Below are 23,386 nucleotides of genomic sequence, written 5' to 3' on the forward strand. Positions count from 1 at the left end.
CAATAGCTTAACATTACTCTAGCATAATGCTTACTTTATTTCGACATAGAATCATCACCCTTAATATTTTTTTATTTTAATTTATTAAATCTCTAAATATGGTTAATGCTTGCAAGATGTGGCTTTGAACGTTACAATGCCAGTCTATTTCCCTGTTTTTTATATACTCACCATTGAGGTTTAAGAATGTCAATTTCTATCGAAACTTTAGAAGGCTTACAACGCCGTGTAACAATTACCGTAGCAGCAGATAAAATCGAAGCAGCTTACAAAGAACAGTTAAAAGGCTATGCGAAAAACGCTCGCGTAGACGGTTTCCGTAAAGGTAAAGTACCTCACTCAATTATTGAACAACGTTTTGGAGTGGCAGCTCGTCAAGAAGTGTTATCTGATGAAATGCAACGCGCATTCTTTGATGCCGTTATCGCAGAAAAAATCAACCTTGCAGGTCGTCCAACTTTCACCCCAAACAACTACCAACCAGGTCAAGAGTTCTCTTTCTCTGTTACTTTTGAAGTGTTCCCAGAAGTAGAATTAAAAGGTTTAGAAAACATCGAAGTTGAAAAACCAGTGGTTGAAATCTCAGATGCAGATTTAGACAAAATGGTTGATGTTTTACGCAAACAACAAGCAACTTGGGCAGAAAGCCAAGATGCAGCGAAAGCAGAAGATCGCGTAACAATCGATTTCGTAGGTTCTGTTGACGGCGAAGAATTCGAAGGCGGTAAAGCAACTGACTTCGTACTTGCAATGGGCCAAGGTCGTATGATCCCTGGTTTTGAAGAGGGTATCGTAGGTCACAAAGCGGGCGAGCAATTCGATATCGATGTGACTTTCCCTGCAGAATACCACGCTGAAAACTTAAAAGGTAAAGCAGCAAAATTCGCGATCACCTTGAAAAAGGTAGAAAATATCGTATTACCTGAATTAACGGAAGAGTTCGTTAAAAAATTCGGTAACGCAAAATCAGTTGAAGATTTACGTGCAGAAATCAAGAAAAATATGCAACGTGAATTAAACAACGCAGTCACTGCACGTGTGAAAAACCAAGTAATCAATGGTTTAATTGCACAAAACGATATCGAAGTGCCTGCAGCAGCAGTAGCGGAAGAAGTGGAAGTATTACGTCAACAAGCGGTTCAACGTTTTGGTGGTAAACCAGAAATGGCAGCACAATTACCAGCTGAATTATTCGAAGCGGAAGCTAAACGCCGTGTTCAAGTAGGTTTATTACTTTCAACGGTTATTGGCTCTAACGAATTAAAAGTGGATGAAGCACGCGTTGAAGCGATGATCGCAGATATCGCATCAGCTTACGAGCAACCAGCTGAAGTAGTAGAATACTATGCTAAAAACCGTCAATTAACTGAAAATATCCGTAACGTAGTATTAGAAGAGCAAGCGGTTGATGCAGTATTAGCGAAAGCGAAAGTGACTGAAAAAGCGATGTCATTTGACGAGTTAATGCAATCACAAGTTCAAGCCTAATCTTTAAAGCCGCTCCGCTGTGAGCGGTTTTCGTGTACAAGCGGTTTGTTTTCGCAAAACTTTTGCAAAATTTGACCGCTTGATTTGCATTATTTGCAACCAAAGAGAGGATTTATGGACTTAACGTTTACTCAACAACTTCAACAATTTATTGCAAATCATCCATTGCTAATTGCGGCGTGGGTGGCAGTATTTGTGATTACCCTTTATACCTTATTCAAAGGGGCAACCAGCAAATTCAAAGTGATTGAAAATGCCGAAGCAGTGCAATTGGTAAATAATGAAGAAGGTGTGTTCTTAGATGTGCGTACTGATGATGAATTTCGTAAAGGGCACATTGTGGAAAGCCACTTAATTCACCCAAGCGACATTAAAGATGGCAAAACCACTTCAATCGACAAATTCAAAGCTCGCCCAGTTATCGTGATGGATGGTAACGGTTTCGGTGCAACCAAAATTGCAGAACAGCTTGTTAAACACGGCTTTGAAAAAGTTTATGCACTTAAAGAAGGTATGATGGGCTGGAAAACTGCAAATCTGCCGACAGTAAAAAAATAAGGAAATAATATGGCTGAAGAAAACAAAGTTGCTGAAACAGCAGAACAAGAAGCACAACAATTCGAATTCCAAATTCAACGCATCTATGTCAAAGATGTTTCTTTCGAAGCACCAAACCTACCCACCATCTTCAATCAAGAATGGGCACCCAAATTAGCTTTTGAACTGGATACTGAAACGCGTGAATTAGGCGAAAATCTTTACGAGGTAGTATTACATATTAATGTTTCAACTACATTAGAAGGCAGTGGCGACACCGCATTCATTTGTGAAGTAAAACAAGCGGGTGTATTTACCATCAAAGGTTTAGAAGGCATCCAATTGGCTCACTGCTTATCAGCGCAATGCCCAGAAATTCTTTACCCTTATGCTCGTGAATTAATCGCAAGCCTAGTAAACCGCGGTACATTCCCAGCATTAAATCTTTCTCCAGTAAACTTTAATGCACTATTTGCGGATTACCTTGATCGTTTAGAAGCTGCATCAGCGGAAGAAGACGAAGAGAAAAGTAAAGAAAAAGCAAACTAATTTTGTTTTTTAGAAAGAATAGGTATGTGAAAACATACCTATTTTTTTAGATGCGATATAATAAAACATATTCATTTTCCTCTAGTCCATAAAAGAAAGAGGAAACGTTCAAAAGGAAGAATTATGACCGCAACCTACTCTGCCCCGGTTACCGTGCTTGGTGCAGGCTCTTACGGCACAGCTTTAGCTATTGCACTTGCACGCAACGGACACAAAACTTACCTCTGGGGACATCAGCCTGAAGCAATGGCAAAATTGGCTGAAGAGAGAATGAACCAAGCCTTTTTGCCTGATATCCCTTTCCCCGAAGCCCTTGACATTGAAAGCAATTTGGCACAAGCATTAAGTAAAGCACGTGATTTACTGATTGTTGTTCCAAGCCACGTATTTGCCGAAGTGCTACAAAATATCAAACCGTTTATTCGCCCTGAACATCGTATTATGTGGGCAACCAAAGGCTTAGAACGCAACACAGGTCGATTATTGCAAACGGTGGCTGAAGAGATTTTAGGTAAATCACACTCACTAGCGGTCTTATCTGGCCCTACTTTTGCAAAAGAGCTCGCAGCTGGTTTGCCTACCGCTATTGCGCTTGCTTCAAACGACTCACAATTTGCGGATGAAATGCAGCAACGCATTCATTGCTCAAAAACTTTCCGTGTCTATATCAACAATGATATGGTCGGTGTTCAATTAGGTGGAGCGATTAAAAATGTAATTGCAATTGGGGCAGGTGTTTCAGATGGAATGGGCTTCGGGGCAAATGCTCGCACCGCGTTGATTACCCGTGGTTTGGTTGAAATCAGCCGTTTAGGTGCTTCGCTTGGAGCTGATCCAAAAACCTTTATGGGAATGGCAGGCTTGGGCGATTTGGTGCTTACTTGTACCGATAACCAATCACGCAACCGTCGTTTCGGTTTAGCATTGGGACAAGGCAAAAAAGCAGACGATATTATTGAAGAAATCGGGCAAGTGGTAGAGGGTTTCTACAACACTAAAGAGGCTTATTTACTCGCCCAAAAACAAGGGGTAGAAATGCCCATCGTCGAGCAAATCTACCAAATGCTGTTCGAAGGAAAAAGTGCCGTGGATGTTGCCAAAGCTTTGTTAGGACGCGAGCGTAAAGGCGAGTAAAAAGGAAGAATATGATAAACGCACAACAACAAGCCATCATCTGGCAAGAGATCCGTCAAGAAGCACAGGAATTAGTGGAAAGCGAACCCATGCTTGCCAGCTTTTTCCACTCGACTATTTTAAAACACCTTAATCTCGGCAGTTCGTTGAGCTATATTTTGGCGAACAAGTTAGAAAATCCTATTATGCCTGCGATTGCTCTAAAAGAAATTATTGAAGAGGCATATCGTGCAGATCCGCAAATAATTTTGAGTGCAGCCTGCGATATTGATGCGGTTCGTACCCGAGACCCTGCGGTAGATAAGTGGACAACGCCGCTGCTTTATCTCAAAGGCTTCCACGCCTTACAAAGCTATCGCGTAACCCATTATTTGTGGAAGCAAGGTCGCAAAGCGTTAGCAGTTTATCTACAAAATGAGATCTCCGTCGCGTTTGATGTGGATATTCACCCTGCTGCACGCGTCGGCTGTGGCATTATGTTTGACCACGCAACAGGTATTGTCGTGGGCGAAACTGCGGTAATCGAAAATGATGTGTCGATTCTGCAAGGTGTGACTCTTGGTGGTACAGGAAAAGAACATGGTGATCGTCACCCGAAAATTCGCGAGGGCGTGATGATTGGTGCAGGTGCAAAAATTCTTGGCAATATCGAAATTGGGCAATACGCGAAAATTGGAGCAAATTCGGTGGTGCTTCAGCCTGTACCCGATCACGCCACTGCTGCGGGTGTACCTGCCAAAATTATCAGTAAATCTTCCGACCAAAAACCTGCCTTTGATATGAACCAATATTTTGAGGATACCCAAGGAATGTTTGGAGATGGGATTTAACCTAGTTTATCTAGTTTAGCGAAACATAAAGAACCTGAAATATAATGAATGGCATATGACAAAATGGTTACTGACATTTGGTTTGTCTACTATGACATTTTGTTTTACTCTCTAGTAAAAACGGCAACAAAGCAAATAGCATCAACATCAATGCGGTAACTGAAGCATCTTCGGTACGGTAGCTGCCGAGTTGTTGGTAAAGCAAATAAGGCAACGTACTAAAATCAGGCGTGCCAAAAAACGCAATCACCGCAAAACTGCCTAGGCTCGCAGACATTGATAAGATAAAGGCATTGGCAAGCGGTCGGACTAGGTAATGTTTTTCCGCAATCCACCAGCGGTTGAAGCCCGATAAACCAAGACTTCGAGCAAGTTTATCTTGGGCATTGAACGTTTCCCACATAGAAGAAAAGAGCATCGGGTAGACGTAAGGAATTAAGATAATGCCATTCATTACGCCAACCAAAACTAGCAGTTGAGTAGTAGAAAGTGAGATATTCATCAGCAATAAAAAGAGCCCGACTGCCAGTAAAAATACGGGTAAAATCAGCGGGTAAGTAGCGACGCTACCTAAAATTGCGTGTAGAAAATGGTGTTTACGGTAAAGTAATTGACGGGTTTCAAGTGCAATCAGGTAAGTCACGCCAACTGTGGTGATTGAGGCAATTAAGCTAATCAGCACCGAGAAAAGCGTAGCTTCCCAAAGCTCTAGATTAACAAGGCGTTGCCAAAAGTGAGAAACGGAAATCCCTGCCCAGAGTACACTAACAAGCGGTAATAAAATCAATAACGTTTGCAAAATCAAAATGCTTTGCAAACCCAGTTTGCGGCTACCCGCTAAACGTGGCTTCCAAAGTTCAACGTTGGTGGTTTGGTTGCTTTGCTTTAAAGCACGTTGTGAGAAGAAGAATAGCAAAGCTTGCAACACAATGCCGAATGCTAATTGCACCATTATCAGCATCACGGCTTTAGCAAAATCAAACTCAAAACTCACCGCTTGATAAATCGCTACTTCTAACGTGCTATATTTAGGCCCCCCGCCAAGCATTAAGACGATAGGGAAACTAGTAAAGCAGATCATAAAAATCGTTAGAAACACATAGGGCAGAATGCGTTTAAACATAGGAAATTCAACAATACGGAAATAATTCCAACCCGAAAGGTTAAGTTGTGCTGAAAGTTGGTATTGGCTAGACGGAATGAGGGCAAGTGCCTCCACACAATATTTCGTTACAAGCGGAATGTTGAGTAATCCGTGTGCAATAAGAATACCTTGTAAGCCGTAAATATTGGAGTGCCAATCAATACCAATCCACTTCATTACTTGTGCAATCCAACCTGAATTGCCCCAAATACCAATCACGGCAAAAATAATCACAAGTGAAGGAAGCGACCAAACAAAAAGAATGCTTTTATAAAGCCAAGTTTTGCCTTTAAATTCGAGGTAGAAAAAGGCTTTGGCGAGCAATATGCCGAGAATGGTAGAAATACTGGCAGAAAGCACCGCTTGCAGAAGGCTATATTTGAGGATAGGCAAGGCTTCTATCAGCGAAAAGAGCGTTTCTTCTTGGCGGTTATCCATCAATGCCCATAAACTAAAGGCGTAAAGCGATACAATGGTTGCGTAAAGTAGCCAAGCGGTGATTTTGGTAAGGTTATTGAACATTGAAATACACTTTTTAAATAAACTGCAAAATTCTATCACTTTTCAACCGCTTGTTGGCTGAAAATTAGCTTTATTTTGTAATATAAATGTCAAAAAATCGTTAAATTAGCTGAATCACTATACAAATTTCGCGGAAAAATGTGAACTCTATCACGTTTTTTTATTTTTTATCGTGAATTTATATTCATTTTATAGTAAAGTGCAGGCAGTTAAAAAACTTACATTCTTTACGCAGAGAGGAAAATATTATGGCGTATTCTAAAGACGTTGTTATTACAGCTCCAAGTGGTTTACACACTCGCCCAGCGGCTGAATTTGTGAAAGCAGCAAAAGGTTTCGTTTCAGACATTACCGTAACTTCAAGCGGTAAATCTGCAAGTGCAAAAAGCTTATTCAAACTTCAAACTTTAGGTTTAACGCAAGGCACTAATATTACGATTACCGCAGAAGGTGAAGATGAGCAAAAAGCGGTGGATTTCTTAGTCGATTTAATCCCTACTTTAGAATAATCACTCCCTTTATTGTTCCTATGGCAAGTTTCGGCTTGCCATTGTTTTTACACTACTTTTTAAAAGGATAACATTATGATTTCAGGTATTTCAGCCTCTCCTGGTATTGTTTTTGGTAAGGCATTAGTTTTAAAAGAAGAGCCGATTGTTCTTAACACTCACAAGATCACCGCAGATCAGGTTGATACTGAAGTAGCGAAATTCTTTGATGGGCGTGCAAAAGCCGCAGCACAATTGACCGCTATTCATGAGAAAGCCTTACGCACATTAGGTGAAGAGAAAGCTGCGATCTTTGAAGGGCATTTAATGCTTTTAGAAGATGAGGAGCTAGAAGAAGAGATCGTAGGATATATTAACGATAATTTATCAACAGCGGATGTTGCAGCAAGCAAAGTAATCGATCAGCAAGTTGCTGTACTTTCAGAAATCGATGATGAGTATTTAAAAGAGCGTGCAGGTGATATGCGTGATATCGGTAACCGTTTATTACGTAATATTTTAGGTATGCATATCGTAGATTTAGGCGATATCCAAGAAGAGGCGATTCTTGTTGCTTACGATTTAACGCCATCTGAAACGGCTCAATTAAACCTTGAAAAAGTATTAGGTTTCGTGACCGATATTGGTGGTCGAACCTCTCACACCTCAATTATGGCACGTTCATTAGAATTGCCTGCCATTGTTGGAACAAATGACATCACAGCTCGCGTAAACACAGGCGATTTATTGATTTTAGATGCGGAAAATAACCAAATCCATATCAACCCATCTGAAGCACAAATCAACGAGTTCAAAACAACACAAGCTCGTATTGCCGCAGAAAAAGCAGAATTAGCAAAATTAAAAGATTTACCAGCTGAAACCTTAGACGGTCATCGCATTGAAGTAGCAGGTAACATTGGTACAATCCGTGATGTGGATGGTGTATTACGCAACGGTGGTGAATCTGTAGGCTTATATCGTACCGAATTTCTCTTTATGGATCGTAGCGAATTACCAGGCGAAGAAGAGCAGTTCCAAGCTTATAAAGAGATCGTGGAAGCAATGGGTGGTAAACAAGTTGTCCTTCGTACCATGGATATCGGAGGTGACAAAGAGTTACCATACTTAGATTTACCAAAAGAGATGAATCCATTCTTAGGCTGGCGTGCAGTTCGTATCGGTTTAACACGTCGTGAGATTTTAGATACTCAATTACGTGCGGTATTACGTGCTTCAGCGTTTGGTAAATTAGCGGTAATGTTCCCGATGATTATCTCTGTGGAAGAGATCCGCGAATTAAAATCTATCGTAGCAAGCTTAAAAGAGCAGCTTCGTTCAGAAGGCAAAGCATTTGATGAAAACTTACAATTAGGTGTGATGGTAGAAACGCCATCAGCAGCGGTAAATGCACGTCATCTTGCGAAAGAAGTTGATTTCTTTAGTATTGGTACTAACGACTTAACCCAATATACGCTTGCGGTAGATCGTGGTAACGAAATTATCGCTCACTTATACAACCCATTAACACCATCTGTGTTAAACTTAATTAAACAAGTAATTGATGCTTCACATGCTGAAGGCAAATGGACAGGTATGTGTGGTGAGTTAGCAGGTGATGTACGTGCAACTGCATTATTACTTGGTATGGGCTTAGATGAGTTCAGTATGAGTGGTATTTCTGTACCACATGTGAAGAAATTAGCTCGTTCAATCAACTACACTGATGCAAAAGCATTAGCAGACGAAGCATTAGCTCAATCAACTGCTGCAGACATCGAACGTTTAGTAAACGATTTCTACGCTAAATTAAGCTAGTTTTAATTAAAAAGCATACAAAAACGAAATTCTCGTATAAAATATATGAGAATTTTGTTTTATATAACGGAGATCTCCCTATGAGTTTTTTAAGTAAATTATTTGGTTCTAAACAAAAAGAAGCAAAAGAAATTCAAATCATCGCCCCACTTTCTGGTGAAATCGTAAACATTGAAGATGTACCAGATGTAGTTTTCTCTGAGAAAATCGTAGGTGATGGTGTAGCAATCCGTCCTACGGGCGACACTATCGTTGCACCAGTAAATGGTACTATCGGTAAGATTTTCGAAACTAACCATGCGTTCTCAATTGAATCTGAAGATGGTGTTGAGTTATTCGTTCACTTCGGTATCGATACCGTGGAATTAAAAGGTGAAGGCTTCACACGTATTGCTGAAGAAGGTCAAAACGTTAAAGTAGGTGAACCAATCATCAAATTTGACTTAGTGACTTTAGAAGCAAAAGCAAAATCTGTATTAACTCCAGTTGTGATTTCTAATATGGATGAAATTGCTAACCTTGAAAAACGTTCAGGTTCAGTGGTTGCAGGTGAAACAGTGGTTTTAACCTTAACAAAATAATCATTAAAAATGCCCGCTTGTATGATCTGCTCCCCAAAAGTTGGACTAAACAACCAACTGACTAAGGTGCAGATTTTTTATGACCAAATACAACACTCTTTTCAAACAATAAGTCATCGAATGTTACCTTCAAAATGGTAAAAATTGTGCACTTATCCGTAAACATTTTCAACTTACCAGCAGAACATTGCGACATTAGATTAACCAATTTAATCATAGTGAAATCAATGGGTTAGCTGTGCTGGTTAAGAAGCGAAATTACTCACCTAAATTTAAACTTAACGTGATACAAGCGGTTAAAAACAGAATATTATTACAGCAAATGATTTAAGACGTTCGAAGAGCTGGAAAAAACGATCCACGAGTACATTCATTATTACAATCATAAACGCATTTAGGGAGCTAAAAAGAGTGAGCCCTGTGAATGACAGAGCTCAGTCCTTGAACTAAATAAGTCTAACTTTTTAGGTACAGATCATATAGAGGGCTTTTTTGTATTCATTTGTAGTTATAATAGACAAAATTGTTGCTGACATTTATTTTTAAAATATTAGCAACAATTTTTATGGCATAGCGATCTGGCTTGTATGAAAAACCTACTATGTAATTAGTCGGGTTTCTTTTTCTCTATTCTTTCCGTTCAAATACCAGCACTTTATGTTCTAACTTACGCAATAGTACAGTCATAATGCCAGTAATAACAAGATAAATTGCCCCTGCGATACCATAAATGGTAATTGCATCATATTCCGTGCCGTAAAGCTGTTTAGCGTAGCCCATAATATCTAAAATCGTGATGGTTGAGGCAAGTGATGTGCCTTTGAAAACCAAAATGATTTCGTTGCTATAAGAAGGTAACGCTCGTTTTAACGCATACGGAATCAAAATTTTGAGCGTATCTAAACGGCTTAAACCTAATGCTGCACAAGTTTCCCATTGCCCTTTCGGAATCGCTTTTACTGCTCCGTGGAAAAGTTGCGTTGAGTATGCCGCACTATTAAGGGCTAAAGCCAATACTGCACAAAACCACGCATCAGAAAATAATGCCCAAAGTGGGCTTTGTGTGAGCCATTCAAATTGACCCGGTCCACTATAAATCAGGAAAAATTGCACCAATAATGGCGTGCCAGTGAATAACATTAAATAGCCGTTCACCAACCCTTTCAAGATTTTACTTTCCATTGAAAGCAAGAAAGTAAATATAATTGCCAATACAAAGGCAATGATGAGCGAAACCAGCATTAAGCTCAGGCTAGTTGGAATACCTTGTGCGATAACTAAGAAATAATCCCACATTATTTGCCTCCTCGCTCAAAACGGGTGAAACGCAGTTCAAGACGGCGAATAATCACTTGACTAATTAAAGTAATCGCAAGATAAATCAATGCCGCAAAGCCATACCACGTAAAGGGTTGGTGTTCGTTGGTGTTGATTAAGTCTGCTTGACGCATTAAGTCATCAACGCCGATAAGCGAAACTAATGCGGTATCTTTTAACAATACGAGCCATTGGTTACTTAAACCAGGCAAAGCGTGTCGCCATACTTGAGGCATAATGATGTGCAAGAAAGTGTAACGGCGACTTAAACCTAACACCGCACCACTTTCCCACTGTCCGTTCGGAATCGCTTGAATTGCCCCACGAAGTGATTGTGAAGCATAAGCAGCAAAAATTAAGCTTAACGCTAGCACACCGCTGTTAAAGGCACTAAATTCGATGTATTCACCTGTGATTTTTTCGATCAGCTCGGTTGAACCGAAATAGATTAACAACACGACCAAAATTTCAGGTAAACCACGCATTAAAGTGAGAAAAACCGTGGTTGGTTTGCTGATGCAAGCGGTCTTATTCATCTCCAAACTTACAAAAAGAATGGAAAGTAATAAGCCGACGACAAGCGACGCCAGTGCAAGCCCAAGCGTCATGAGCGTTGCACTGTAAATTAAAGGAAGATATTCGGTAAACATAGCTTACTTGTTTGTCATCCATTTATCGTAGATTTTTTGGTATTCGCCGTTCGCTTTAATGGTTGCTAAACCTTTGTTTAACTCATCCACAAGATCTTTGTTGCCTTTGTTGATCGCAATCCCCAAACCATTACCAAAGTATTTTTGGTTAGTCACTTTTTCGCCCACAAAGGTTAAATCTGTTTCTTTTGAAAGCATATCGGCTAATACGGCAGTATCACCAAAGATTAAATCAATACGCCCATTTTTTAAGTCTAAGATTGAATCTTGAATTGAGTTATACGCTTTAGGAGCGTATTGTTTTGCTTCGGCTACAACATATTGTTGGAAAGTTGTCCCATTTTGTACGCCTACATTTTTCGCGGTGTTTAAGTCTGCTTTACCTTTTAGGGCAATGAAACTTGCTGAACTATCATAATAGGCATCAGAGAAAAGCACTTGTTTGCTACGTGCTTCAGTAATATCCATTGCGGAAATAGCACCATCGATACGTTTTTGTTTTACCGCTTGCACTAAGCCATCAAAAGAGAGACTTTTGAATGAGCAGTTTGCTTGGATTTCTTTACAAATTGCATTGGCAATATCGACGTCAAAACCGATGATTTCACCTTTTTCGTTGGTTGTTTCAAACGGTGGGTAGCTTGGTTCCATTGCGAAAGTTAAATCTTTTGCTTGTGCTGAGAAAGTTGCGAATGCAATAGCGGATGCGATAAGTAATTTTTTCATAAGAAAGTCCTTATTAAATATGTGTTTAATTATTCAGAATGAGAAAGATATTGAGCAAACTCTGCGGTTTTTGGCTGTTCAAAACAACTTGAATCGCCTTGCTCAATAATATGCCCTTTCTCCATATACACTACTTTGGTTGCCACTTTGCGAGCTACGCCCACCTCGTGCGTTACGATTACCTGCGTGATACCTGTATTTTTCAATTCTTTAATAATATCAACCACTTGTGCAGTGATTTCTGGGTCAAGTGCTGCGGTTGGTTCATCAAATAACAACACTTGTGGTTGCATCATCAAAGCACGAGCAATCGCCACACGTTGTTGCTGACCACCTGAAAGTTGAAGCGGAAAACGATCAGCAAATTCGCCTAAACGTAAACGTTCTAAATGGGCTTTTGCCTGTGTAATCACTTCTTCTTTCGATATTCCCAATACTTTCATCGGTGCTTCAATTAAGTTTTGTAGCACGGTCAAATGGTTCCATAAATGATATTGCTGGAACACCATTCCCACTTCACGACGAAGTAGCGCTATCTGTTTTGCATCCATTTTGGCGGATAAATTAAAGCTATGTTTCGCCACTTCCAGCGTACCTTCTTGCGGTACTTCCAATAAATTCAGTGTGCGAATAAGCGTGCTTTTCCCTGCCCCAGACGGGCCAAGCAACACCACCACATCGCCTTTTTCAACATCAAGATTGATGTCAAAAAGTGCTTGGTTGTTGCCATAGAAAAAATTGATGTGATGAAGACGAATTGCCATTCGTTAAATCCTGTTAAGTAAACTAAATGAATTGAATGAATATTATGAATTTTTGCATAATTATGCAAGCAGTTTTTGAGGAAATTTTTGAGGAGGAAGAATATAAATGTAAAAGCCGAGGATAATGAATCCTCGGCTAAGGATAGATTACACAACTTTTTACTTCAGGGCTTGGGCGATTTCCACAACTCGCGATGGTGGTAGATAAAATAACTAAGCCAATTAAATATGTTTTATTCATAGTAGACTCCTTATGTATTTTCGCTCAATTTAGAAAAAAAGGGCTGATAAAATCAACCCTCTGAAAAATAAAGAAAAAATTAAGCATTTACAAAGTCTTTGCCTAACTTAATATCTGCTTCTAATACTTCTTCAAGTGCTTTTAATTTTTCTTGCTCATATTCACTTAATTGACCAATTGGCAGAATTTCCTCCACGCCTGTTAAACCGAAACGCACAGGGTGAGCGAAGAATTCTGGGTAACCACTGTCTTTTTTGCTTTCTACATACGCATAACGCACGCAGTCTTCACCTAATAATGCTTTGAATACCGCTACGGCAAAACGTGCACCCGCTTCTGCCATTGAAAGGGTTGCTGATCCGCCCCCTGCTTTGGCTTCAACTACTTCCGTTCCTGCATTTTGGATGCGGTGGGTTAATGATTCGATCTCTTCTTGTGTGAAATCAATTTTACGACCTTCAGATAACGCTTGAGAAAGTAATGGCAGAATGGTTGGGCCAGAGTGCCCACCGATGACAGGCACTTTCACGGTTTCAGCGTGTTTTTCTTTTAATTCAGATACAAAGCTTTTCGCACGTACCACGTCTAAAGTGGAAACACCGAATAATTTACGTTTGTCGTATACGCCTTTTTTGCGTAATACTTCTGCCGCTAATGGCACCAATGTATTTACAGGGTTACTTACAATACCCACGCACGCATCAGGGCACACTTCTGCTACTTTTTCAACCAAGTTTTTGATGATGTTACCGTTGATGTTAAATAAATCTGCACGGGTCATGCCAGGTTTACGTGCCACACCTGCGGTAATTAACACCATATGTGCATCTTTTAACGCAGCAGCTAAGTTCTCTTCGCCTGCATAACCTATTGCTTTTACAGAAGTTGCAATATGGCTAATATCTACCGCAACACCTGGCGTAACAGGCGAAATATCATAAAGGGCTAATTCTGTGCCTATTGGTAAACGTAATTTTAACAATAATGCCAAAGTTTGACCGATACCACCAGCAGCACCTAAAAGGGTTAATTTCATAAAAAAACTCCTATTAAAATGAAAGAATTTAATCTCAAAATTGGAGAAATTTTAACAGATTTTTACCTAAAAAGGGGAGTGTGTTCTGTTGAAAATATAATCTGAATCAAGTTTTTACCAAATAATCATTTAATTCATTAAGAAAATTAACAGAACAAATTGCTTTTTATGCATAGATACGCAAGAATTCTGCATAGAAATTGAATTTTTAACTGAAAAGGAAACTCATGGATAAACTTTCTGAAGCATTCAAGGCTCTATTAAAAGAAGAAAAGTTTGGTTCACAAAGCGAAATTGTGACGGCTTTACAGGAGCAAGGCTTTGAAAACATTAATCAATCTAAAGTCTCTCGAATGCTCTCTAAATTCGGTGCTATTCGCACCCGCAATACTAAAATGGAAATGGTTTATCAATTGCCGAATGAATTGAGTGTACCAGCCACTTCCAGCCCGTTGAAAAACTTGGTGGTGGACATCGATCACAACGATCTACTAATTGTAGTGAAAACCAGCCCTGGTGCGGCACAGTTGATTGCACGCTTGCTTGACTCCATCGGCAAAAGCGAAGGCATTTTAGGTACTATCGCAGGCGATGACACTATTTTCATTACGCCAACTCGGGGAATAGAGATGGATGATTTAATGCAAACCGTCCGCACTCTATTTGAAAGCTCATTTTAATGAACATTTTACTTACAGGTGGCACAGGGTTTATTGGTTCGCATTTAGTGCCCATTTTGCTTGAAAAAGGGCATCAGCTCACGCTCTTATCTCGTAAAACAAGACAGCCTCAGCAAGCGGTCAAATTTGTGCAAACCCTTGCAAACTCCAGCGATTTAAATGAATTTGATGCCGTGATTAACCTCGCGGGCGAACCAATTTTTGATAAACGTTGGACAGAAAAGCAAAAGCAAAAATTGCTCGACAGTCGTGTGAAACTAACCAATCAGCTTGCCGCTCTCTTTGCTAAAAGCACACAACCGCCTGCTGTGTTTATTTCGAGTTCTGCCACTGGCTTTTACGGTGATTTGCCGACAGACCAATCTGGTCATGAAAAAACGCCTTCAAGCGGTGGATTTACTGCAGAATTATGCAAACAGTGGGAGGTAGAGGCGTTAAAAACAGAAGCCATCACAAGGCTTTGCCTTATCCGCACGGGGATTGTGTTTTCCGAACGAGGAGGGGCATTAAAAAGGATGCTCCCACTTTATCGCTTAGGGCTTGGAGGGAAACTAGGTAATGGCAAACAGCATTGGGCATGGATTGCATTAGAGGACTATTTGCGTGCCCTATGTTTCTTATTGGAAAATCCGAACTGCGTTGGAGTGTATAATTTCGTTTCACCTTATCCTGTGACCAATGCAGAATTCAACTGCTGGTTGGCAAAGCGGTGTAGTAAACCTGCATTCTGCCACATGCCTGCTTTTGTATTGAAATGGCTACTTGGCGAACGTTCGGCAATTTTGTTGGATAATCAACCGCTTGTACCAACGCATTTGTTGGCGGATGGGTTTGGGTTTAGGTACCCTGATTTGAATTTTTTAAACATAAAATTTTCGTAAATTTATTAGCTAATTTTTTCGGCAGTATCTATTAACGAAAAAATTAAGTAACAACACCTAGGAATATTTATGCTACTTGATATCCTCTACCTCGTCATCGGCTTAATCCTCCTCGTTTGGAGTGCCGATAAATTTGTGGATGGTGCATCAGCTACTGCACGCTACTTGGGGCTTTCGCCTCTACTTATCGGCATTGTGATCGTAGGCTTTGGCACATCCACGCCTGAAATGCTTGTCTCAGCCTCTTCTGCATTAGACGGGGCATCTGGCTTAGCGTTGGGCAACGCTTATGGCTCGAACATCTCCAATATTGCCCTGATTTTAGGGGGGACCGCTGTGATCTCACCAATTTTGGTAGCAAAAGATGTGCTCAAAAAAGAGCTTCCTGCATTGCTGGCAATCACCGCACTTTCTGCCTATTTTTTAACTGATGCGACAGTTACTCAAACAGAAGCGGTCATTTTATTGGTCATTTTTGCCATTTATATGGGCTGGCGAATTTGGGAGGCGAGAAAATCGCCCGATGCGGTTGAGGAAGAAGAAAATCAAGCCCCCGTTTCGCTTAAAAAATCGGTGTTCTGGCTTGTAGTCGGCTTATTGCTGTTAGTGGCAAGCTCAAAATTGATGGTAGTCGGTGCAGTGTCACTTGCCAAAGAGCTAGGTGTAAGCGATTTAGTTATCGGCTTAACCATTGTGGCGGTGGGCACCTCTTTACCTGAGCTCGCATCTTCCATTATCGCAGCACGCAAAGGCGAATCTGATTTAGCCCTCGGCAATATTGTCGGTTCAAACCTCTTTAATACCTTGATGGTAGTTGGCATTGCGGGAGTAATTAGCCCAATGCACGTTGAGCCTGATATTTTCAGCCGCGATATGCTAGTGATGTCTGCACTCACCGTGCTACTCGCTCTCTGCTGCTATCCATTCAGTCGCAAAAAACAAGGTAAAATTACCCGCTTTGAGGGATTTCTTTTGATACTCTGTTTTGTAGGCTATACTCTCTATTTACTTAAAAGTGTGGTTTAAAATGTTACGTATTCTGATACTTCTCGTAAGTCTCTGCCTCTCGCTTAATGGTCAGGCGGGCTTATTTGATAAAAAACCGACTTTCCTCGCAAGCCAACAAGCGTTCCAATTTGACGCCAAGCAATCGGGCAACCAATTGGCACTAAATTGGCAAATCGCAGATGGCTACTACCTCTACCAAAAAGAGGTGCAAATTACCCCAATACAAGCCGAATTGGGTGAGTGGCAATTTCCGCCAGCGGAACGCCATCAAGATGAATTTTTTGGTGATGTGGAAATTTTCCGCAACGAACTGAGCTTACAAATTCCGCTAAAATCGTCTCAAAATGGTTCGGTAGAAATTCGCTATCAAGGTTGCACCAAAGGCTTCTGTTATCCGCCTGAAACGGTGAGCGTGCCTCTGCAAAATGTGGAAGCACAAGCGGTCGATTCTGCTCAAAATATTGCAAATTCAGCTGTTGCAAATTCTAGCGAAAATTCAACCGCTTCTAATATGGCAGGCATCAGCCAACAAGACCAACTTGCAAGCCAGCTTTCACAAAATCGCTTGTCGATTTTCTGGTTTTTCGTGTTGGGGGTAGGTTTGGCATTTACCCCGTGTGTGTTGCCAATGTTGCCACTGCTTTCCGCGATTGTAATCGGCAACCAACAACGTCCAAATAGCCTAAAAGCATTGCTACTCAGCCTCACTTACGTGCAAGGTATGGCACTCACTTACACCTCGCTTGGTTTGATTGTGGCAGCAATTGGCTTGCCATTCCAAATTGCCTTGCAAAGCCCGCCCGTGTTAATTGGCTTAGCGATTTTATTTACCTTGCTCGCGGCTTCCATGTTTGGCTTGTTTGAAATTCGCTTGCCAAATGCGTGGCAACAAAAGTTGAATGCACTCAGCCAAAAACAATCAGGTGGTGCATTCGGTAGCGTGTTTATCATGGGGATAATCGCAGGCTTAGTTGCCTCACCTTGCACCTCTGCCCCACTTTCGGGTGCATTGCTTTACGTGGCTCAAAGTGGCGATCTATTCACGGGTGGTTTAGCACTTTATTTGCTCGCACTTGGAATGGGTATTCCACTTGTGTTGATCACTCTCTTTGGTAACAAAATTCTGCCTAAATCAGGCGATTGGTTACTAAAAGTAAAAACGGCTTTCGGTTTTGTAATGTTAGCGTTACCGATTTTCCTGATTGCCCGCTTATTACCAACTCAAATTGAACCCTTACTTTGGTCTACTTTAGCATTGGTATTCTTAGGTTGGATGATTAGCGTTATTCCTGCTACAGGTGTGTTGAAAAATGCGATTCGCATTGGTTTGTTTGCATTGTTTGCTTTATCTGCCTACCCGTGGGCAAATTTAGTGTGGGGCAATAGTTCACATTCAGTAGAAACCTCATCGCACGCCAAATTTATTCGCATTAGTTCATTAGCGGAATTAGACACTCAACTTGCCGAAGCGAAAGGTAAAAAAGTGATGTTTGATCTTTATGCCGACTGGTGTGTCGCTTGCAAAGAGTTCGAAAAATACACTTTCTCTGATGCTAAAGTGCAACAAAAATTAGATGAAATGGTGTTATTACAAGTAGATATGACTCGAAACTCATCTGACAACGATGCCATTATGCAACGCTTCCAAATCCTAGGATTACCAACAATTTTGTTCTTTGATGAACAAGGGCAAGAGATAAGCCAAATGCGAATCACAGGATTTTTGGATGCTGAACAGTTTTTGGATTGGCTAACAAAAAAATAGTGAGATGCTTTTAGTGATTAAAAAAGGCTAAATTCCCAAAGAATTTAGCCTTTCGCTATAAAGTTATTTCAATTATTTTACATCGAAATATACTTGTAAATCGTCGCTACCACCAATGTGTTTACCACCGATGAATACTTGTGGAACAGAAGTACGACCAGTAATTGCACGTACAGAAGTGGTTGAAGCATCTTTACCTAATACGATTTCTTCATATGGTAAGCCTTTCACTTCTAATAATGCTTTCGCTTTTGAGCAGAATGGGCAACCAGGTTTAGTAATGATTGACACTGATGGTTTTGCTTCCCAAGATGGGTTTAAGTATTTGATCATTGTGTCTGCATCAGATACTTTGAACGGATCGCCTGGTTCTTGTGGTTCAATGAACATTTTTTCAACTACGCCGTTGTTCACGAACATAGAATAACGCCATGAACGGTCACCGAAGCCTAAGTCGTTTTTGCTTACTAACATACCCATACCGCGAGTGAAATCACCATTACCATCTGGAAGTACAGTGACGTTTTGGCACTCTTGATCCGCTTTCCATGCGTTCATAACAAATGTATCATTTACTGATAAACAAACGATTTCATCTACACCTAATGCATAAAACTCTTTCGCTAATTCGTTGTAACGTGGTAAATGAGTTGATGAACAAGTTGGGGTAAATGCACCTGGTAATGAGAAAACAACCACTTTTTTGTTGTTGAAAATTTCATCTGTAGTCACATCAACCCATGTGTCGCCTTGACGTGTGTGGAATGTAACAGAAGGCACTTTTTGACCTGTCATATCTTTTAAAGACATATTTTTTCTCCAAAACAATAAATAAGAATTAAAAATCGCACGCATTTTATAGATAAATATGCCATAATTCATCTTATTCTATTGATAGGTAATATTTATAAATAAGTAAGGAAAAGGTTATCATGAACATCAGGGATCTGGAATATTTAATTTCATTAGCAGAATATAAACATTTCCGCCGTGCTGCCGATGCATGCAATGTGAGCCAGCCAACATTAAGCGGTCAAATTCGCAAATTAGAAGACGAATTAGGCACGATTTTACTTGAACGTACCAGCCGCAAAGTGCTTTTCACTCAAGCGGGTTTAGCATTAGTCGATCAAGCCAAATCTGTATTACGTGAAGTGAAGGTGTTAAAAGAGATGGCAAGTAATCAGGGCAAAGAGATGTCGGGGCCACTTCACGTAGGCATTTTACCTACGCTCGGTCCATACTTGTCACCTATCATCGTACCCGCAATGAAAGAGACATTCCCTGAGCTTGAGCTTTATTTATACGAATTACAAACATCCCAAATGGTGGATCAGCTCTCTGCAGGTCAGCTCGATTGCGGCATTTTGGCTTTTGTTAAAGAGAGTGAGCCTTTTATCGAAGTACCGCTTTTTAACGAAGAGATTTTGCTTGCGGTATCAGATAAGCACGAATGGGCGAAAGAAAAACAACTGCCGATTTCAGTTTTAAAAGATAAAGAACTACTTTTCTTAGATGATGGACATTGCCTACGCACGCAAACGCTAGATTACTGCTTATCGGTTGGGGCGAAAGAGAGTGCCCATTTTAAAGCGACCAACTTGGAAACACTCCGCAATATGGTGGCAGCTAATGTGGGCATTTCGCTGATTCCAAAATTTGCCGCGAAAGAAACAAGCGGTGTGAAATATATCTCATTTTGCGATCCAACACCGTTCCGTGCGATTGGCTTAATTTATCGCCCAGGTTCACCACTTCGCACCCGTTATGAACGCCTTGCCAAAGGTATCGAAGAAGTGATGAAAAAACAAGATGTTGAATAATCGACACAGAGATAAAAAATGAGTCATGTAGGCATTCGAGCACAACAAAAAGAGAAAACCCGCCGTGCCCTTGTAGATGCGGCGTTCAACCAATTGAGTGCCGAAAAAAGTTTCAGCAACTTAAGTTTGCGGGAAGTCGCACGAGAGGCGGGTATTGCCCCAACCTCATTTTACCGCCACTTCAAAGATATGGACGAACTAGGCTTGGCAATGGTAGATGAATCAGGTCTAGTGCTCCGCCAATTAATGCGTCAAGCTCGTAAACGTATTGAGAAAGGCGGCAGCGTGGTTGCCCTCTCGGTGGAAACTTTCTTTGAACTGATTAACGACCGCCCAAACGTTTTCCGTTTATTATTACGTGAAAGTTCTGGCACATCGCAAGCTTTTCGAACTGCAGCTTCGCGTGAAATTCAGCATTTTGTAGCAGAACTCACTGACTACATCTTAATGAAAAGCCCTGAATTAGAGCGTGAAATCGCTCATATTCAAGCAGAAGGCTTAGTCACTCTCGTTTTTACTGCAGGTTCACACGCTTTAGATATGAACAACCAACAACGTGACGAACTCAAAAAACGGGTGATGACCCAACTTAGAATGCTGATGCACGGTGCATCGGCGTATAACAAAAAACCGAGATCTTACCTTTAAAATCTAAACTATCTGATAGCCGTCATATTCAATGGATTTAAAAATAAAATGAAACAACAAATCATCTCTCTCACTCAAAACCTCATCCAGCGCCCTTCTATCAGCCCCAAAGATGAAGGCTGCCAACAAGTGATCGCAGAACGCTTGCAAGCGGTCGGATTTCAGATCGAATGGCTACCATTTGGCGACACGCTTAACTTATGGGCAACGCATGGGAAAGATTCACCTTGTTTAGCCTTTGCAGGTCATACTGACGTAGTACCTGTGGGTGATGAAAATGCGTGGACTTACCCCCCATTTGAAGCTCTCATTGTGGATAATATTCTTTATGGACGCGGGGCTGCCGATATGAAAGGTTCGCTCGCTGCCCTTGTAGTTGCCGCAGAAAATTTTGTGAAAAATAACCCAAACCACGCTGGCAAAATCGCTTTACTCATCACCTCTGACGAAGAAGCCGCCGCCAAAGATGGCACAGTAAAAGTGGTTGAAACCTTAATGGCACGCAATGAACCCATCCATTATGCTGTAGTGGGCGAACCTTCAAGCGGTAAAGTGCTAGGAGATGTAATTAAAAATGGTCGCCGCGGTTCAATCACTGCTGAGCTTTACATTGAAGGCGTGCAAGGACACGTTGCTTATCCACATCTTGCCGAAAACCCTGTGCATACTTCGCTAAGTTTTTTGACAGAACTCACCACGTACCAATGGGACAACGGCAACGAATTCTTCCCTCCAACCAGTTTGCAAATCGCCAACATTAAAGCAGGCACAGGTAGCAATAACGTGATCCCCGGTGAGCTTTATGTGCAATTTAACTTACGCTATTGCACCGAAGTGACCGATGAAGTTATTAAATCAAAAGTTTCCGAAATGCTGCAAAAACACAGCTTAAAACACCGAATTAGCTGGAACTTGTCAGGAAAACCGTTTCTTGCAGGCAATGGAAAGTTAGTCCAAGCTGCCCAACAAGCGGTCAAAAATGTAACCAAGATTACACCTCGTTTAGACACCAGTGGCGGCACATCAGACGGACGTTTTATCGCCCTAATGGGTGCCGAAGTAGTAGAATTCGGCCCTCTCAATGCCACCATTCATAAAGTGAACGAGTGCGTAAATGTGGACGATTTAGGCAAATGTGGTGAAGTTTATTACCAGATTGCGGAAAAATTGTTGATTAAATAATTGTAGAGACGTGTTGTACTCGCCTCTACTCGAAGAACAACATAGTTGCTACATTTTATCTAAACAAGCGGTCAAAAAAATGCCAAACTTTGCAAACCTTACCGATATTCTCACGGGCAAAAGCCGTGAGCATTTAATTGCATTGCCGAATGCACTATCGGACAAACACGCCTTGCAACCAGAAGCGGTAAAAGCTTTTTTAGCATTACAGCAAGCTGCCAAAAATGCAGGCTTTAATTTACAACCTGCCAGCACGTTTCGTGATTTTGAACGCCAGAAACTGATTTGGAACGCCAAATTTAATGGCGAGCGTAAAGTGCACAATGATAAAGGCAATGCGATTGAGCTGGAAGGCTTGAGTGATTGGCAAAAATGCCAAGCAATTTTACGCTGGTCTGCTGTCCCAGGGGCAAGTCGCCATCACTGGGGAACAGAGATCGATTTCTTCGATCCTGATGTACTGCCTGCAGGCAAAAAATTGATGCTTGAACCTTGGGAATACCAGACAGGTGGTTACTTCCAGCGTTTAACCAACTGGTTGTTGGCAAATGCTGAAACGTTTGGTTTTTACTTCCCCTTTATGCCTGAAAACAACGAAGGTAAGCTCATTGGCGTTGAGCCTTGGCATATCAGTTATTTCCCTATTGCGGAGCTTTATCAACAACAATTTGCTACAAGCCACCTAACACAAGCCTGGGAAACGGAAGAGGTTGCAGGTAAAGAAGCACTTATCGCCCATTTTGACACGCTTTTTAAAGATTATATTTTGTAATGACAATTCAATTGATTAACGAAAATGGCGATGAAAACGCCTTCCAAGCCATTTGTGAAAAATGGCAACTACGCCACAATCCAGATGCTATTTTAGCTCTAGTACAAACACCCGAACGCTTGGAATTACGCAAATTAGACGAACCAAAATTGGGTGCAATTGCGGTTAATTTTGTGGATGGCACGATGGCACATCGCCGTAAATTTGGCGGTGGACGAGGCGAAGCAGTAGCGAAAGCAGTCGGCATTAAAGGTAGCTACTTACCCACCGTAATTGATGCAACCGCAGGGCTTGGGCGCGATGCATTCGTGCTCGCTGCCATTGGCTGTAAAGTGCAATTGATTGAGCGCAACCCCGTGGTTTCCGCCTTACTGGAAGATGGCTTAAAGCGGGCTTATCAAGATCCTGAAATTGGCGAATTTATGCAATCAAGGATGGTTTTATTGCCATTTCATACCATTAGTGAATATGCTACTGCGAATGAAGCACCTGTTGATGTGGTCTATTTCGATCCGATGTTTCCACATAAACAAAAAAGTGCGTTGGTCAAAAAAGAGATGCGCGTATTCCAACATTTAGTGGGTGCAGATTTAGATTCGGATGATTTTTTCCAACCAGCAAAACAAGTAGCTCGCAAACGCGTGGTAGTGAAACGTCCAAATTACGCCCCCTTTATTGCTGAACAAAAACCTGATTTTAGCCAAACGACCAAAAATCACCGTTTTGATGTGTATTTATCCCATTTAACAGTTAAAGAAATCTTATGAAATAGAGTAAAATAACCAACCATTTGTATAGAGAA

The 23,386-nt window shown here is 41.1% G+C and carries 24 protein-coding genes and 2 pseudogenes; 19 read left to right on the forward strand and 7 right to left on the reverse strand.

Annotated features, from left to right (window positions below; genetic code table 11):
• Positions 1-186 precede the first annotated feature (186 nt).
• The 5 genes from tig (at position 187) to cysE (ending at position 4,538) form a co-directional block, all read left to right on the forward strand.
• Positions 187-1,488, forward strand: a complete 1,302-nt coding sequence (gene tig / locus KH943_RS00550) for a trigger factor (RefSeq protein WP_304106301.1) — start codon at positions 187-189, stop codon at positions 1,486-1,488.
• Positions 1,489-1,602: 114 nt separating this feature from the next.
• Positions 1,603-2,046 carry a rhodanese-like domain-containing protein gene (locus tag KH943_RS00555; protein ID WP_304106303.1) on the forward strand — a complete coding sequence of 148 codons (444 nt, stop codon included), beginning with the start codon at positions 1,603-1,605 and terminating at the stop codon, positions 2,044-2,046.
• Positions 2,047-2,055: 9 nt separating this feature from the next.
• Positions 2,056-2,574: a protein-export chaperone SecB gene (gene secB / locus KH943_RS00560; RefSeq protein ID WP_304106305.1), complete on the forward strand. Its 519-nt coding sequence runs from the start codon at positions 2,056-2,058 to the stop codon at positions 2,572-2,574.
• Between the two features lie 123 nt (positions 2,575-2,697).
• Complete coding sequence (gene gpsA / locus KH943_RS00565; RefSeq protein ID WP_304106307.1) at positions 2,698-3,708, forward strand: NAD(P)H-dependent glycerol-3-phosphate dehydrogenase; 1,011 nt, start codon at positions 2,698-2,700, stop codon at positions 3,706-3,708.
• An 11-nt stretch (positions 3,709-3,719) separates the two neighbouring features.
• On the forward strand, positions 3,720-4,538 hold the full coding sequence (gene cysE / locus KH943_RS00570; RefSeq protein ID WP_304106308.1) for a serine O-acetyltransferase: 819 nt from the start codon (positions 3,720-3,722) through the stop codon (positions 4,536-4,538).
• Between the two features lie 67 nt (positions 4,539-4,605).
• Here the strand turns inward: cysE and thiP are convergent, their stop codons facing one another.
• Positions 4,606-6,204, reverse strand: coding sequence for a thiamine/thiamine pyrophosphate ABC transporter permease ThiP (gene thiP / locus KH943_RS00575; protein ID WP_304106310.1), 1,599 nt, complete (start codon positions 6,202-6,204; stop codon positions 4,606-4,608).
• A 248-nt stretch (positions 6,205-6,452) separates the two neighbouring features.
• Here thiP and KH943_RS00580 point away from each other — a divergent pair, with 248 nt between their 5' ends.
• The 5 genes and pseudogenes from KH943_RS00580 to KH943_RS10195 all read left to right on the forward strand — a co-directional run.
• Positions 6,453-6,713 carry an HPr family phosphocarrier protein gene (locus KH943_RS00580; protein WP_005707572.1) on the forward strand — a complete coding sequence of 87 codons (261 nt, stop codon included), beginning with the start codon at positions 6,453-6,455 and terminating at the stop codon, positions 6,711-6,713.
• 75 nt (positions 6,714-6,788) lie between these two features.
• On the forward strand, positions 6,789-8,510 hold the full coding sequence (ptsI, locus tag KH943_RS00585; protein WP_304106312.1) for a phosphoenolpyruvate-protein phosphotransferase PtsI: 1,722 nt from the start codon (positions 6,789-6,791) through the stop codon (positions 8,508-8,510).
• Between the two features lie 80 nt (positions 8,511-8,590).
• Entirely contained in the window at positions 8,591-9,091 is a 501-nt protein-coding gene (gene crr / locus KH943_RS00590; protein ID WP_304106313.1) for a PTS glucose transporter subunit IIA, read from the forward strand.
• Positions 9,092-9,206: 115 nt separating this feature from the next.
• Positions 9,207-9,392 (forward strand): annotated as a pseudogene (locus KH943_RS00595) (helix-turn-helix domain-containing protein); the annotation flags it as partial.
• Positions 9,388-9,541 (forward strand): annotated as a pseudogene (locus KH943_RS10195) (IS3 family transposase); the annotation flags it as partial. The pseudogenes KH943_RS00595 and KH943_RS10195, both read left to right, overlap by 5 nt.
• A 177-nt stretch (positions 9,542-9,718) precedes the next feature.
• Here KH943_RS10195 and artM read toward each other — a convergent pair.
• From artM to mdh, 5 genes are all read right to left on the reverse strand, one after another.
• Positions 9,719-10,387, reverse strand: coding sequence for an arginine ABC transporter permease ArtM (gene artM, locus KH943_RS00600; RefSeq protein WP_304106314.1), 669 nt, complete (start codon positions 10,385-10,387; stop codon positions 9,719-9,721).
• On the reverse strand, positions 10,387-11,058 hold the full coding sequence (artQ, locus tag KH943_RS00605) for an arginine ABC transporter permease ArtQ (RefSeq protein ID WP_040218417.1): 672 nt from the start codon (positions 11,056-11,058) through the stop codon (positions 10,387-10,389). Before artQ ends, artM begins: the two co-directional genes overlap by 1 nt.
• Before the next feature lie 3 nt (positions 11,059-11,061).
• Positions 11,062-11,784, reverse strand: a complete 723-nt coding sequence (locus KH943_RS00610; protein WP_304106315.1) for a transporter substrate-binding domain-containing protein — start codon at positions 11,782-11,784, stop codon at positions 11,062-11,064.
• A gap of 29 nt (positions 11,785-11,813) precedes the next feature.
• Positions 11,814-12,548: an arginine ABC transporter ATP-binding protein ArtP gene (gene artP, locus KH943_RS00615; protein ID WP_304106316.1), complete on the reverse strand. Its 735-nt coding sequence runs from the start codon at positions 12,546-12,548 to the stop codon at positions 11,814-11,816.
• A 320-nt stretch (positions 12,549-12,868) separates the two neighbouring features.
• Positions 12,869-13,825, reverse strand: coding sequence for a malate dehydrogenase (mdh, locus tag KH943_RS00620; RefSeq protein WP_304106318.1), 957 nt, complete (start codon positions 13,823-13,825; stop codon positions 12,869-12,871).
• A gap of 227 nt (positions 13,826-14,052) precedes the next feature.
• On the opposite strand from mdh, the gene argR reads away from it, so the two are divergent.
• From argR to KH943_RS00640, 4 genes are all read left to right on the forward strand, one after another.
• Entirely contained in the window at positions 14,053-14,505 is a 453-nt protein-coding gene (gene argR, locus KH943_RS00625) for a transcriptional regulator ArgR (RefSeq protein ID WP_304106320.1), read from the forward strand.
• The gene (locus KH943_RS00630; RefSeq protein WP_304106321.1) at positions 14,505-15,386 is read left to right on the forward strand and encodes a TIGR01777 family oxidoreductase; all 882 of its coding nucleotides are present in this window, start codon (positions 14,505-14,507) and stop codon (positions 15,384-15,386) included. The genes argR and KH943_RS00630 overlap by 1 nt, the downstream gene beginning before the upstream one ends.
• Positions 15,387-15,455: 69 nt before the next feature.
• A complete protein-coding gene (locus tag KH943_RS00635) occupies positions 15,456-16,412 on the forward strand; it encodes a calcium/sodium antiporter (protein ID WP_304106323.1) in 957 nt (318 codons plus the stop codon).
• A gap of 1 nt (position 16,413) precedes the next feature.
• Entirely contained in the window at positions 16,414-18,159 is a 1,746-nt protein-coding gene (locus KH943_RS00640; RefSeq protein WP_304106325.1) for a protein-disulfide reductase DsbD, read from the forward strand.
• A gap of 72 nt (positions 18,160-18,231) precedes the next feature.
• Here KH943_RS00640 and KH943_RS00645 read toward each other — a convergent pair whose 3' ends face one another.
• Positions 18,232-18,969, reverse strand: a complete 738-nt coding sequence (locus KH943_RS00645; RefSeq protein ID WP_304106328.1) for a glutathione peroxidase — start codon at positions 18,967-18,969, stop codon at positions 18,232-18,234.
• A gap of 122 nt (positions 18,970-19,091) precedes the next feature.
• On the opposite strand from KH943_RS00645, the gene oxyR reads away from it, so the two are divergent.
• The 5 genes from oxyR to KH943_RS00670 all read left to right on the forward strand — a co-directional run bounded on the left by oxyR (position 19,092) and on the right by KH943_RS00670 (position 23,351).
• Positions 19,092-19,982, forward strand: a complete 891-nt coding sequence (oxyR, locus tag KH943_RS00650; RefSeq protein ID WP_304106330.1) for a DNA-binding transcriptional regulator OxyR — start codon at positions 19,092-19,094, stop codon at positions 19,980-19,982.
• Positions 19,983-20,000: 18 nt separating this feature from the next.
• On the forward strand, positions 20,001-20,630 hold the full coding sequence (gene fabR, locus KH943_RS00655) for an HTH-type transcriptional repressor FabR (protein WP_304106332.1): 630 nt from the start codon (positions 20,001-20,003) through the stop codon (positions 20,628-20,630).
• A gap of 48 nt (positions 20,631-20,678) precedes the next feature.
• On the forward strand, positions 20,679-21,812 hold the full coding sequence (gene dapE / locus KH943_RS00660; protein ID WP_304106334.1) for a succinyl-diaminopimelate desuccinylase: 1,134 nt from the start codon (positions 20,679-20,681) through the stop codon (positions 21,810-21,812).
• Between the two features lie 79 nt (positions 21,813-21,891).
• A complete protein-coding gene (locus KH943_RS00665; RefSeq protein WP_304106335.1) occupies positions 21,892-22,584 on the forward strand; it encodes a M15 family metallopeptidase in 693 nt (230 codons plus the stop codon).
• Complete coding sequence (locus tag KH943_RS00670; protein ID WP_304106336.1) at positions 22,584-23,351, forward strand: class I SAM-dependent methyltransferase; 768 nt, start codon at positions 22,584-22,586, stop codon at positions 23,349-23,351. Before KH943_RS00665 ends, KH943_RS00670 begins: the two co-directional genes overlap by 1 nt.
• The last annotated feature ends 35 nt before the right edge of the window (positions 23,352-23,386 follow it).

Origin of the sequence: Haemophilus parahaemolyticus (assembly GCF_018373095.1) — a bacterium.
In the GTDB taxonomy this organism is placed as follows: domain Bacteria; phylum Pseudomonadota; class Gammaproteobacteria; order Enterobacterales; family Pasteurellaceae; genus Haemophilus_A; species Haemophilus_A parahaemolyticus_A.

Bases quoted from the DNA above. Each gene is read 5' to 3' on its own strand.
- mdh (WP_304106318.1), bottom strand. From the start codon at position 13,825: ATGAAATTAACCCTTTTAGGTGCTGCTGGTGGTATCGGTCAAACTTTG.
- KH943_RS00645 (WP_304106328.1), bottom strand. From the start codon at position 18,969: ATGTCTTTAAAAGATATGACAGGTCAAAAAGTGCCTTCTGTTACATTC.
- argR (WP_304106320.1), top strand. From the start codon at position 14,053: ATGGATAAACTTTCTGAAGCATTCAAGGCTCTATTAAAAGAAGAAAAG.
- KH943_RS00640 (WP_304106325.1), top strand. From the start codon at position 16,414: ATGTTACGTATTCTGATACTTCTCGTAAGTCTCTGCCTCTCGCTTAAT.
- KH943_RS00555 (WP_304106303.1), top strand. From the start codon at position 1,603: ATGGACTTAACGTTTACTCAACAACTTCAACAATTTATTGCAAATCAT.
- KH943_RS00635 (WP_304106323.1), top strand. From the start codon at position 15,456: ATGCTACTTGATATCCTCTACCTCGTCATCGGCTTAATCCTCCTCGTT.
- KH943_RS00670 (WP_304106336.1), top strand. From the start codon at position 22,584: ATGACAATTCAATTGATTAACGAAAATGGCGATGAAAACGCCTTCCAA.
- cysE (WP_304106308.1), top strand. From the start codon at position 3,720: ATGATAAACGCACAACAACAAGCCATCATCTGGCAAGAGATCCGTCAA.
- tig (WP_304106301.1), top strand. From the start codon at position 187: ATGTCAATTTCTATCGAAACTTTAGAAGGCTTACAACGCCGTGTAACA.
- thiP (WP_304106310.1), bottom strand. From the start codon at position 6,204: ATGTTCAATAACCTTACCAAAATCACCGCTTGGCTACTTTACGCAACC.
- KH943_RS00580 (WP_005707572.1), top strand. From the start codon at position 6,453: ATGGCGTATTCTAAAGACGTTGTTATTACAGCTCCAAGTGGTTTACAC.
- dapE (WP_304106334.1), top strand. From the start codon at position 20,679: ATGAAACAACAAATCATCTCTCTCACTCAAAACCTCATCCAGCGCCCT.
- artP (WP_304106316.1), bottom strand. From the start codon at position 12,548: ATGGCAATTCGTCTTCATCACATCAATTTTTTCTATGGCAACAACCAA.
- KH943_RS00610 (WP_304106315.1), bottom strand. From the start codon at position 11,784: ATGAAAAAATTACTTATCGCATCCGCTATTGCATTCGCAACTTTCTCA.
- artQ (WP_040218417.1), bottom strand. From the start codon at position 11,058: ATGTTTACCGAATATCTTCCTTTAATTTACAGTGCAACGCTCATGACG.
- ptsI (WP_304106312.1), top strand. From the start codon at position 6,789: ATGATTTCAGGTATTTCAGCCTCTCCTGGTATTGTTTTTGGTAAGGCA.
- fabR (WP_304106332.1), top strand. From the start codon at position 20,001: ATGAGTCATGTAGGCATTCGAGCACAACAAAAAGAGAAAACCCGCCGT.
- secB (WP_304106305.1), top strand. From the start codon at position 2,056: ATGGCTGAAGAAAACAAAGTTGCTGAAACAGCAGAACAAGAAGCACAA.
- gpsA (WP_304106307.1), top strand. From the start codon at position 2,698: ATGACCGCAACCTACTCTGCCCCGGTTACCGTGCTTGGTGCAGGCTCT.
- KH943_RS00665 (WP_304106335.1), top strand. From the start codon at position 21,892: ATGCCAAACTTTGCAAACCTTACCGATATTCTCACGGGCAAAAGCCGT.
- KH943_RS00630 (WP_304106321.1), top strand. From the start codon at position 14,505: ATGAACATTTTACTTACAGGTGGCACAGGGTTTATTGGTTCGCATTTA.
- artM (WP_304106314.1), bottom strand. From the start codon at position 10,387: ATGTGGGATTATTTCTTAGTTATCGCACAAGGTATTCCAACTAGCCTG.
- oxyR (WP_304106330.1), top strand. From the start codon at position 19,092: ATGAACATCAGGGATCTGGAATATTTAATTTCATTAGCAGAATATAAA.
- crr (WP_304106313.1), top strand. From the start codon at position 8,591: ATGAGTTTTTTAAGTAAATTATTTGGTTCTAAACAAAAAGAAGCAAAA.